The organism is Kitasatospora sp. NPDC049285 (genome assembly GCF_040678815.1).
GTDB lineage: Bacteria > Actinomycetota > Actinomycetes > Streptomycetales > Streptomycetaceae > Kitasatospora.
The window spans coordinates 40845-51650 of record NZ_JBFAQR010000054.1 but is presented as its reverse complement, the minus strand read 5'-3'; the positions used below and the strand labels follow the sequence as shown (position 1 = coordinate 51650).

At 73.7% G+C, this 10806-nt stretch carries 9 protein-coding genes; 5 read left to right on the top strand and 4 right to left on the bottom strand.

The window, feature by feature from the left end; genetic code table 11:
- The 4 genes from AB0K51_RS27285 to AB0K51_RS27270 all read left to right on the top strand — a co-directional run.
- Positions 1–579 (top strand): ATP-binding cassette domain-containing protein (locus AB0K51_RS27285; protein WP_363459799.1); only part of this gene is annotated, 579 nt, incomplete at its 5' end.
- A gap of 142 nt (positions 580–721) precedes the next feature.
- On the top strand, positions 722–2002 hold the full coding sequence (locus tag AB0K51_RS27280; RefSeq protein WP_363459802.1) for a DUF445 family protein: 1281 nt from the start codon (positions 722–724) through the stop codon (positions 2000–2002).
- Between the two features lie 76 nt (positions 2003–2078).
- Complete coding sequence (locus AB0K51_RS27275) at positions 2079–3116, top strand: adenosine deaminase (RefSeq protein ID WP_363459798.1); 1038 nt, start codon at positions 2079–2081, stop codon at positions 3114–3116.
- A gap of 97 nt (positions 3117–3213) precedes the next feature.
- Positions 3214–5967 (top strand): right-handed parallel beta-helix repeat-containing protein, encoded by a 2754-nt coding sequence (locus AB0K51_RS27270; protein ID WP_363459797.1) that lies wholly within the window; start codon positions 3214–3216, stop codon positions 5965–5967.
- 66 nt (positions 5968–6033) lie between these two features.
- Here the strand turns inward: AB0K51_RS27270 and AB0K51_RS27265 are convergent, their stop codons facing one another.
- The 3 genes from AB0K51_RS27265 to AB0K51_RS27255 form a co-directional block, all read right to left on the bottom strand.
- Positions 6034–7104, bottom strand: coding sequence for a Gfo/Idh/MocA family oxidoreductase (locus AB0K51_RS27265; protein WP_363459796.1), 1071 nt, complete (start codon positions 7102–7104; stop codon positions 6034–6036).
- Positions 7105–7214: 110 nt separating this feature from the next.
- Entirely contained in the window at positions 7215–8150 is a 936-nt protein-coding gene (locus AB0K51_RS27260) for a lytic polysaccharide monooxygenase (RefSeq protein WP_363459795.1), read from the bottom strand.
- A gap of 94 nt (positions 8151–8244) precedes the next feature.
- A complete protein-coding gene (locus AB0K51_RS27255; protein ID WP_363459794.1) occupies positions 8245–8727 on the bottom strand; it encodes a nuclear transport factor 2 family protein in 483 nt (160 codons plus the stop codon).
- Positions 8728–8908: 181 nt separating this feature from the next.
- Between AB0K51_RS27255 and AB0K51_RS27250 the strand changes: the two genes are divergently transcribed.
- A complete protein-coding gene (locus tag AB0K51_RS27250) occupies positions 8909–9862 on the top strand; it encodes a LysR family transcriptional regulator (RefSeq protein WP_363459793.1) in 954 nt (317 codons plus the stop codon).
- A gap of 52 nt (positions 9863–9914) precedes the next feature.
- Here the strand turns inward: AB0K51_RS27250 and AB0K51_RS27245 are convergent, their stop codons facing one another.
- Positions 9915–10694: an HAD-IIA family hydrolase gene (locus AB0K51_RS27245; protein WP_363459792.1), complete on the bottom strand. Its 780-nt coding sequence runs from the start codon at positions 10692–10694 to the stop codon at positions 9915–9917.
- Positions 10695–10806 lie beyond the last annotated feature (112 nt).

Here is a 10806-nt window from a genome sequence, read left to right as displayed (position 1 = left end):
CGGTGCGTCGAACTGCTCGACCTGGGGCACCTGTTGGACACCCCGGTGCGGCAGCTCTCGCTCGGCCAGCGGATGCGCGGCGACCTGGCCGCGGCGCTGCTGCACGACCCGAACGTGCTCTACCTCGACGAGCCGACCATCGGGCTCGACGTGGTCAGCAAGGCCAAGGTCCGGGAGTTCCTGCGCCAGGTCAACCGCGAGCAGCGCACCACGGTGCTGCTCACCACCCACGACCTCACCGACATCGAGCAGTTGTGCGGCCGGGTGATGGTGATCGACCACGGGCGGCTGGTGCTCGACGGCCCGCTGGAGCTGCTGCACGCCACGGGGGAGAGCGAGCGCACCCTGGTGGTCGACCTCGCGGAGGCCCGCCCGCCGATCGACCTGCCGGGCGTCCGGGTCGACCGGGTCGAGGGCCCGCGCCAGTGGCTGGCCTTCCCGGCCCGGCAGAGCGCCGCACCGATCGTCGCCGCGGTCGCCGAACGGTACCCGCTGGTCGACCTGTCGGTGCGCGAACCCGCGATCGAGGACGTCATCGCCCGCATCTACGCCGGCGCCGAGACCACCCGCACCGGCTGAGCCACCCGCCCGGGCCGCCCGACCGCACCCCGGGACCTGTGGGCGCCGGCCGGGCGCCGCGTCCGACGGGTCCTCGGGCGGGAGTGATTCGCCGGGGTGCGGGCCGGGGGTGGGGGGCGTGTGCCAGGCTGGCGGGGTGAGCGTGCAGGAGACGGGTTCAGGGGTCCGGTTCACCGCTGCGGACGAGGTGAAGCGGCGCGGGGTGCGGCGGATGAAGACCATCGCCACGGGGCTGCTCGGGCTGGCCACCGTGGTGTTCGGGCTGGCCACCTGGGCCGACGCGGCGGGGGCCGGGTCCTGGGCGGGGTACGTGGCGGCGGCGGCCGAGGCGGGCATGGTCGGCGCGCTGGCGGACTGGTTCGCCGTCACCGCGCTGTTCCGCCGGCCGTTCGGGCTGCCGATCCCGCACACCGCGATCATCCCGACCAAGAAGGACGCCTTCGGGCGCTCGCTCGGCGACTTCGTCGGCGACAACTTCCTGTCCGCGCCCGTGGTGCGGACCCGGCTCGGGGCGATCGGCATCGCCCGGCGGCTCGGCGAGTGGCTGGCCACCCCCGGCAGCGCCGAGCGGGTCACCCACGAGGCGGCGGCCGCGCTGCGCGGCCTGCTCGCGGTGCTGCGCGACGAGGACGTGCAGGCGGTGGTCGCCGAGGCGATCACCCGGCGGGCCGCCGCCACCTCGGTCGCCGAACCGGCCGGCCGGCTGCTCGGCCGGATCGTCGCCGACGGCGGCCACAAGGGCGTGGTGGACCTGGTCGCGGTGCGGGCCCACGACTGGCTGGTCGAGCACCACGCCGAGGTGGTCGCCCGGGTCACCGCCAAGACCCCCGGCTGGACGCCGAGGTTCATCGACCAGCAGGTCGGCGAACGGGTCTACAAGGAGCTGCTGCGCTTCGTCACCGACGTCCGCGACGACCCCGTGCACCCCGCCCGCGGCGCCATCGACAACTTCCTCGCCGACTTCGCCGAGGAGCTCCAGCACGACCCCGAGACCATCGCCCGGGTCGAGCACGCCAAGGCCGACCTGCTGGCCCGCCCCGAGGTGCAGGAGCTGATCGCCTCGTCCTGGGCCGCCGTGCGCACCCTGGTGCTGAACGCCGCCGAGGACGAGGACAGCGAGCTGCGCCGGCGGATCACCGAGGGCCTGCGCTCGTTCGGCCGCCGGCTGGCCACCGACCCGAAACTGCAGGCGAAGACCGACGGCTGGCTGCAGGACGCCGCCGAGTACGTGGTCTCCACCTACCGGGAGGAGATCACCTCGCTGATCTCCGACACCGTGGCCGGCTGGGACGCCGACGACGCCTCCCGCAAGATCGAGGCCAACGTCGGCCGCGACCTCCAGTTCATCCGGATCAACGGCACCGTGGTCGGCGCGCTCGCCGGGCTGGTCATCCACACCGTGGCCGTGGCGCTGGGCGGGTGACGCGGAGTCGGTCCGCGCCGCGGGTTAGCATGCGAGGTCTGTCCGGATCTGGGTGAGAAGAACGGGAGCCGTCACCGTGGCCGAGGGTGTCCAGGGGATCGAGGCGTTCATCGCGGGAATGCCGAAGGCGGAGCTGCACGTGCACCACGTCGGCTCGGCCTCGCCGCGCGTGGTGGCGGAGCTCGCCGCCCGCCACGAGGGGCGCAGCAAGGTCCCGGTGGACCCGCAGGCGCTCGCGGAGTACTTCACCTTCACCGACTTCGCGCACTTCATCGAGGTCTACCTGAGCGTGGTGGACCTGATCCGCGACGCCGAGGACGTCCGGACGCTGACCTACGGCGTCGCCGAGGACATGGCCCGGCAGAACATCCGCTACGCCGAACTGACCGTCACCCCGTACTCCTCGGTCAGCCGCGGCATCCCGGACGTCGCCTTCATGGAGGCGATCGAGGACGCCCGGCGCTCCGCCGAGAAGGACTTCGGCGTGGTGCTGCGCTGGTGCTTCGACATCCCCGGCGAGGCCGGGCTGGCGTCCGCGGAGGAGACCGCCCGCCTCGCCCTCGACCTGGCGCCGGAGGGCCTGGTCTCGTTCGGCCTCGGCGGCCCCGAGATCGGCGTGCCGCGCCCGCAGTTCAAGCCGTACTTCGACCGGGCCCGGGCGGCCGGCCTGCACAGCGTGCCGCACGCCGGCGAGTCCACCGGCCCGGAGACGGTGTGGGACGCGATCCGGGTGCTCGGCGCGGAGCGGATCGGCCACGGCACCCAGTCGGTCAAGGACCCGGCGCTGGTCGACTACCTCGGCGAGCACCGCATCCCGTTGGAGGTCTGCCCGACCTCCAACCTGGCCACCCGGGTGGTCGAGCGGATCGAGGAGCACCCGATCCGTCAGATGGTCGACGCCGGACTGGTCGTCACCGTCAACAGCGACGACCCGCCGATGTTCGGCACCGACCTGAACACCGAGTACGCGGTCGCCGCGAAGCTGCTCGGCCTGGACGCGGCGGGCGTCGCCGCGCTGGCCCGCAACGCCGTCGAGTCGTCCTTCCTGGACGTGTCCGGAAAGCGTCGGCTGACCGCCGAGATCGATGCCCACCTGGCCGCCTGGCAGGGCTGAACCCCAGGACGGAAACCGGTTGTTGGGGCTCGTACGGGTTCTTGTAGTCTGACGCCGCCATCAAGGCGATTTTCAGACTTCAAGACCTGGGGGGTCGGTGCTCCACCGCCGTCTCGTTGCGACCGCCGCGGCTCTCGCCGCCGGCTTCGCCTTTCTGCCGGGCCAGGCGTACGCCGCCGACCCGGCTCCGAACGCCGTACCCAACGCCGCGCAGGCTCCCGCCCAGGACGGGTGGGAGCTGCCCGGCGCCAAGACCTTCACCAGCCCCGCGAGCAACTCCTACCGCGTGCAGGGCCAGGCCGTCGCGGCCCGGCCCGCCGCGGTGCCGTCCTCCGGCCGGACGATCTACGTCCTCACCCACTACGGCTGCACCACGGACACCGGGACCGGCACCCAGGCGGCGCCGTTCTGCACCGTGCAGCGTGGCGTGGACGCGGCCGTCTCCGGTGACACGATCCAGGTCGACGGGAAGGACGAGGGGGCGACCCCGCCGGACGACATGGAGGCGGTGGTCGTCCACACCTCCGGCCTGACCATCACCGCAGGCACCAACCGCCCGCGGATGATGTCGTACAACGCGGCAGCGGGTAAGCCGGTCCTGACCCTGGACGGGGTCAGCGACGTGACGGTCCGTGGCCTGATGCTCATGGGTGGCAACGCTCCGGCCCTGGTGGTCCAGGGCTCCAGCCGGATCACCGTTGATTCCACCCATCTCTACGGGTCCGGTGCCAACGCCCTGACCATCGACGGCGCGTCCAGTTCGGTCGCCGTGACCAGGACGTACACCTCGATCTCCTACCCGCTCGCCGGTAACGCGGCGATCTCCGTGGCCGCCGGGGCGAAGGACGTGACCCTGGCCGGCAACCTGGTCGCCGGCTTCAGCACGGCCCGGAACAACTCGGGCTACGAGCAGACCGCTGGCATCGCCGCCACCGGGGTGCAGGGCCTGACCATCACCGGCAACACCGTCCAGCGCGGGTGCCTTGCGGGGATCGCCGTGGACGGCGCCTCGACGGCCGTGTCCATCCAGAACAACCTGCTGAACGAGTCGGCCGGCGTGGCGGCCTGCGACTCGGGCCAGGGCACCGTGACGGTCTCCGCAGAGTCCGCCTCGGCGACCACCACCGACTACAACGACTTCTACTCCGCGGACGCCTCGGGTGCCGGGCCCTACCGCTGGGCCGGCACCGCGTACCCGACCGTCGCCGCCTTCCGGGCCGCGCAGGCCCAGGGCGCTCACGACACCGTCGAGACGGTCGCCCCGCAGGCGGTCAACAGCGGCTGGGACGGGGACGTCGGCTACGCCTTGCAGACCGGCGCCGCCGCGATCGGCACCGCCAACCAGTCCGCGCCCGGTGCGCTGGCCACCGACTACTTCGGCCACGGCCCGATGGCCGACCGGGGCGCGGTGAGGTTCCAGAGCAACAACCCCGGCTTCGCGATGGCGCTGACCGCGAAGAACACCAGCGCGTACGGCGTCTCGCTGACCGTGGACGTGACCACTCAGCCCGTGGCCCAGGAGATCTGGATCCAGTGGGGCGATGGCAAGGCCGACAATCTCAGCTTCTACGGGAACCAGCCGGTGAAGGCGACGCCGGCCCATATCTACGACAAGCTCGGCGACTACACCATCACCGTGACCGACTACGACAAGGTCGGGAACACCATCGCCAACACGGTGAAGGTCTCCACGCTCGGCTCGCTGTTCACCGCGTACGGCCCGCAGCGGCTGCTCGACACCCGTGACGGCACCGGTGCGCCCAAGGGACAGGTCGCTCCGTACGGGACGGTCAAGCTCAAGGTCGGCGGCACCGGCACCATCCCGGCGAACGCGACCGCCGCGGTCCTCAACCTGACGGTCACCAACCCGGCGGCGGACGGCCACGTCACCGCCTACCCGGACGGCGGCCAGCAGCCGACCACCTCGAACGTCAACTACCGGGCCGGGCAGACCGTGCCGAACCTGGTGATCGTGCCGATCGGGGCGAACGGCTACGTCGACCTGTTCAACGGCGGGTGGGGCAAGGCCGACCTGATCGCCGACGTCACCGGCTACTTCACCGAGAGCGACGCCGCGGGCTACAGCCCGGTCGGGCCGACCCGGCTGGTCGACACCCGCTCCGGGCTCGGTGCCGCGCGCGGCCAGCTCGCTGCGTACGGGTCGCTCTGGGTGAACGTCGCGGGCGCCGCCCCGGGCCTGCCGAACGGCGGGATCACCGCGGTCGCACTGAACGTCACCGTCACCAACCCGAACAGCGACGGCCACCTGACGGTGTATCCGAGCGGACAGCAGCTGCCCACCGCCTCGAACGTCAACTTCACCGCCGGGCAGACCGTGGCCAACGCGGTCATCGTCCCGGTCGGCCCCGACGGCCACATCAAGGTGTACAACGGTGCCTGGGCCGGGGCCGACGTGATCGTCGACGTGGTCGGCTACTACGGCGCCGGCGCCCACGCCGCGTTCCTGCCGGTCGACCCGGAGCGGCTGTTCGACACTCGCGACCCGGCGACCTGGAAGGGCGGGCCGCTGAAGGGCCGCTACTACATCTACGCGCCGATGACGACGCGCGGCGACATCCCGGCGTTCGTCTTCAACACCACCGTCACCAACACCCGTGACTCCGGGCACCTCACCGTCGCGCCGGACCCGAACAGCCTGGACGCGTACAAGGGCCACTACGCGACGCCGCCGTCCCCGCCGAACGTCTCCACGCTCAACTGGCGGGTCGGCGACACCGTCCCGAACCTGGTGCAGGCCACGCCGGGCAACGGCATCGTCGACTTCTTCAACGAGAGCGACGGAGACATCGACCTGATCGTCGACATGTTCGGTTACTACCAGAACGGCTGACGCCCCGTCAGTGCGCAGTGCCGGGGCCCCCGGGGCGGTTCGCCGCTCCGGGGGCCCTTCGCGTCGTCAGGGCAGCCGGACCACGGTGGCGGTGGCGGCGGAGGCGCGGGCGGCCTCCAGGACGGTGAGGGTGGCGACGGCGTCGCGGGGGTCGACCGGGGGCGGGGTGCGGTCGGTGAGGGAGCGGGCGATGGCGGCGTAGTAGGCGGGGTAGTCGCCGGGGTCGGTGGCCAGCGGTTCGGCGTCGCCGTCGGTGCCGAGCAGCCCGTACGCGGCGGGGTCGTCGGCGCCCCACGCGCCGTCGGCGGCGGGGCGGCGGCCGGCGCGCAGCGCGGCCTCCTGCGGGTCCATGCCGAACTTGACGTAGCCTGCGCTGTCGCCGAGCACCCGCAGCCGGGGGCCGGCCAGCGGGGCGAGGGCGCTGGTCCACAGCTGCGAGCGGACGCCGCCCGCGTGGGTGAGGGCGAGGAAGGCGTCGTCGTCGACCACCGCGCCGTCCCGGCGGACGTCGATCTCGGCGTACACCGTCTCCACCGGTCCGAACAGCGCGAGCGCCTGGTCGACCAGGTGGCTGCCGAGGTCGTACAGGGTGCCGCCGACCTCGGCGGGATCGGCGAGTTCGCGCCAGCCGGGCTTGGGCTTGGGGCGGAACCGCTCGAAGCGGGACTCGAAGCGGTGCACCCGGCCCAGCCGGCCCTCCTCGATCAGCCGGCGGGCGGTCAGGAAGTCGCCGTCCCAGCGCCGGTTCTGGAAGACCGACAGCAGCAGGCCGGACTTCTCGGCGAACTCGCACAGGTCGCGCGCCTCGGCGCTGGTCGCGGCGAGCGGCTTGTCGACCACGGTGGACAGGCCGGCCAGCAGCGAGGTCCGGGTGAGCGGGACGTGGGTGCGGTTCGGGGAGGCGATCACCACCAGGTCGAAACGGTCGGCGTCCTCGAACAGCTGCTCGGGCGTGTCCAGGGCGCGGGCGCCCGGGTGGTCGCGGTGCAGCTGGGCGCGGCGGTCGGGGTTGGCGGTGACCACCGCGTCCAGCTGCAGTCCGGGAGTGGTGGCGATCAGCGGGGCGTGGAAGGCGGAGCCGGCCAGGCCGTAGCCGATCAGTCCGACGCGGAACGGGGCGTGGGGCGTGCTGCTCATGCCCCTAACTGAACCATCCCGCTCCCCCGGAGCGGCGGAGCCACCCGCATGGTCCGGGCCGCTGTTGGGGGCGGCCCGCGCGGGGCGGCTTCGTCGGGTCGGCGGGCGGGTCAGCGGGCGCGGCGGGCGTGCCGTGGGCGCCGGCGGTGCAGGACGCCGAGCGCCGCGCCGGAGAGCAGCAGCACCGAGCCGAGCGAGATCAGCACGCCGGTGGTGCCGGCCGAGCCGCCGGTCCGGGCGAGCTGTGCGGCGGCGGGAGCGGCGGCCGCGGTGGTGCTGATCGCGGTGGCGGGCGCGGTGGTGGTGGCGGGCGCGGGGGTGGTCGGTTCGGGGGTGGCGGGCGCGGACGTGGTCGCGGCCTCGTGGGTGTGGGCGGGGGCGCTGGGGACGGGCGCGGTGTTCGGGGTGGCGCCGGTGCCGTCGAAGACCACGTCGGAGCAGGAGTAGAAGGCCTCGGGGCTGTCCGAGCGCTGCCAGATCGCGTAGAGCAGCTGACGGCCGGTCAGCCCGGCGGCGACGGTGCCCGGCAGGATGTACTGCCCGTCGACGAGTTGCGGGTCGGTGACGGTGAGGAACGGGGTGTCGGCGAGGTCGGCCCAGCGCAGCGGGCGGCTCGGGTCGTAGCCGGGCCGGGTGAGGTAGAGCCGGAAGGTGCCGCGGTGCGGGGCGGTGGCCCGGAACCGGAAGGTGAACGGCCGGCCGGCGGGGAGGCTGGTCGCGGGCCAGTCGGTGCGCGGCAGGTCGAGCCCGGCGAACTCGGGGTCGCCGGCGCTGCACAGCTTGCCGTCCGGGATCCGCTCGCGGTGCCGGCCGTCCGCATCGCCGATCCGCACGCCCATCCAGTCGTACAGCCCCTGGGTGCCGCCCGCCGCGACCGCGGCCCGGCAGGCCGCCGACCTCGGCTGCTCCGGGCCCTCCAGGTAGCAGCCCTCGACCCGGCTGAGCGGGTTCTGCATCGAGCCGTGCGCGGCTGCCGGGGTGGTGGCCAGGCCGCTGAACAGTGCGGTGGCGGCCAGCAGGACGGCGGTGCGGCGGAGGGCGGCCATCGGCGGGCTCCTTGCGTCGAGCGGAGGGCGTGTCCGGGACGCTAGCCCTGCGGGGCGGCAGAATTGACGTGATGTCGGCTTGTTTAGGGACGGTTTAAGAGTGCGTTGAGGCGGCCCCGGCTTCGGTCTCGGCTTCGGCGTCGGCCTCTACCTCTGCTTCGGCGAAGAGGGTGCGCGCGGCGTGCAGGGTGTCGGTGTACTCGCGGACGGCGGCGATCCGGCCGTCGCGGACGGTGAAGACGCCCAGGCAGCGGTTGTCGTAGCGGTGTCCGTGGGCGGTGGTGCCGCGGGAGGTCCACTCGGCGACCACCCGGTCGCCCTCGGCGATCGGGGTGCCGGTCAGCGCGACCTTCACCGGCGTGCCGGGGGCGAACAGCGGGCCGGCCGCGCCGAGGAAGTCCTCGACGATCGCCTTTCGGCCGCGCCAGACCCCGCTGAAGGGCAGGTCGCCGCCGGGGTAGCTCCAGGTGGCGTCCTCGGTGAAGGCGGCGCGGACCGCGGCCAGGTCGCCGCGGGCGACGGCGGCCACGTACGCGGTGACCACGGTGCGCGGGTCGGTGCTCGGTTCGGGGCTCATGGGGTGCTCCTCGGGGTGGATCGGGTCGGTGGAGGGTGCGGACGGCGTGGCCGTGGAGCGGCGTTCGCGCCGGGCGGTGACGGGGGTCGGCGGTGCGACCAGTAGACGGCGGCGGGCGGTGGCCGGTCCAACAACCGGAACTGCCGTACGACAACCGCTGGTTGTCGGCGAGGATGGCGGGATGGACCCCGACCTCGCCCAGCTGCGCGCCTTCGTCACCGTCGCGGAGCAGCTGCACTTCCGGCGCGCCGCCGAGCAGTTGGCGATCAGTCAGCAGGGCGTGTCGAAGCGGATCGCCGCGCTGGAGCGGGAGTTGGGCGTCCGCCTGGTCGATCGGGGGCGTTCGGCGGTGGGCCTCACCGAGGCGGGGCGGCGGTTCCTCGAGCCGGCGCGGGCGGCGCTGGCCGCCGGGCGGGCCGCGGTGGCCGCGGCCCGGGAGGGGGTGGGCCCGGCCCGGCTGGACGTCTGGGGGCACCTGTTCGAGCCGCTCCGGACGGTGCGTGAAGTCCTCGGTGGGGACGGCGGGTTGCCGGTCGAGGTGGGGCCGGGACGCGACCTGGCGGGGGTGGCCGAGGCGGTGGAGCGGGGTGAGGCCGCTGCCGGGTTCGGGCGCTTCCACCCGCCCGCGGAGGGGGCCGGCCCGCCCGCGCGGCTGGCGCACCGCCTGGTGCGGCTGGAGCCGGTGGACGTGGTGCTGCCCGCCGGGCACCCGCTGGCCCGCCAGGCCCAGGTGCGGCCCGCCGACCTCGCCGCGCTGCGCCTGGTGCTGCCCGCCGCCCCGGCCCGGCTGGACTTCCTGGCCCGGTTCGCCGAGCGCTTCGGCGTGCCGGTACTGCCCGGCGAGGCCAACCTGGGCCTGGCCCACCTGCTGGACCGGGTCCGCGCCGCCCCGGAGGCCTGCACCCTGCTGCCCGCCGAACTGCCGCTCGCCGCCTCGCCCGGGCTGGTGGTCCGCCCGCTCGCCGACCCGGTCCCGCTGTACGCCTGGTCGCTGGTCTGGCACCGCGACCGCCCGCACCCCGCGGTCCCGGCGCTGCTGCGTGCCTTCGCCGACCGCGGGCGCGAGCGTCGCTGGCTGGAGTACCGCCCCGGACGCGACTGGCTGCCGGAGACCGACGCCCGCGAACTGGGCTGAGGAAACGCAACGGCACGGGCCCCCGGTGACCGGGGACCCGTGCGAGGCGGCGTCAGATCAGTTCGACCAGGTCCGCGATGGAGTCGACCACGCGGGTCGGGCGGTAGGGGAAGCGGTCCACGTCGGCGGCCTGGGTGAGGCCGGTGAGGACCAGGAAGGTCGACATGCCGGCCTCCATGCCGGAGACGATGTCGGTGTCCATCCGGTCGCCGATCATCGCGCTGTTCTCGGAGTGCGCGCCGATCGCGTTCAGGCCGGCCCGCATCATCAGCGGGTTGGGCTTGCCGACGAAGTACGGCTCCACGCCGGTGGCCTTGGTGATCAGCGCGGCGACCGCGCCGGTGGCGGGCAGCGCGCCCTCGGCGGACGGGCCGGTCTCGTCCGGGTTGGTGGCGATGAAGCGGGCGCCCGCGTCGATCAGGCGGACGGCCTTGGTCATCGCCTCGAAGGAGTAGGTGCGGGTCTCGCCGAGGACCACGAAGTCCGGGTCGCTGTCGGTGAGGACGTAGCCGACGTCGTGCAGCGCGGTGGTCAGGCCGGCCTCGCCGATCACGTAGGCGGTGCCGTTCGGGCGCTGGTCGGCGAGGAACTTGGCGGTGGCCAGCGCGGAGGTCCAGATGTGCTCGGCGGGGACGTCGAGGCCCATCCGGGAGAGCCGGGCGTGCAGGTCGCGCTGGGTGTAGATCGAGTTGTTGGTGAGCACCAGGAAGGGCTTTCCGGACTCACGCAGCCGCTTGATGAAGGCGTCGGCCCCCGGGATCGGCACGCCCTCGTGGATGAGGACTCCGTCCATGTCGGTCAGCCAGGTCTCGATGGGCTTGCGGTCTGCCACGGTAGGTGTCTCCTCGGTCTTGCGACGGTCGAACGATCTGTTGCATCGCTCCGACCGGACACCGCTGGCCGGTCGGGCGCCACTGGCTGCCCCAACGCGGCTCAGCCTAGTC

What these genes read in the sequence shown, in the direction of transcription:
- AB0K51_RS27250 (WP_363459793.1), top strand. Translation starts at nt 8,909, where the DNA reads ATGGACCCCGACCTCGCCCAGCTGCGCGCCTTCGTCACCGTCGCGGAG.
- AB0K51_RS27260 (WP_363459795.1), bottom strand. Translation starts at nt 8,150, where the DNA reads ATGGCCGCCCTCCGCCGCACCGCCGTCCTGCTGGCCGCCACCGCACTG.
- AB0K51_RS27265 (WP_363459796.1), bottom strand. Translation starts at nt 7,104, where the DNA reads ATGAGCAGCACGCCCCACGCCCCGTTCCGCGTCGGACTGATCGGCTAC.
- AB0K51_RS27255 (WP_363459794.1), bottom strand. Translation starts at nt 8,727, where the DNA reads ATGAGCCCCGAACCGAGCACCGACCCGCGCACCGTGGTCACCGCGTAC.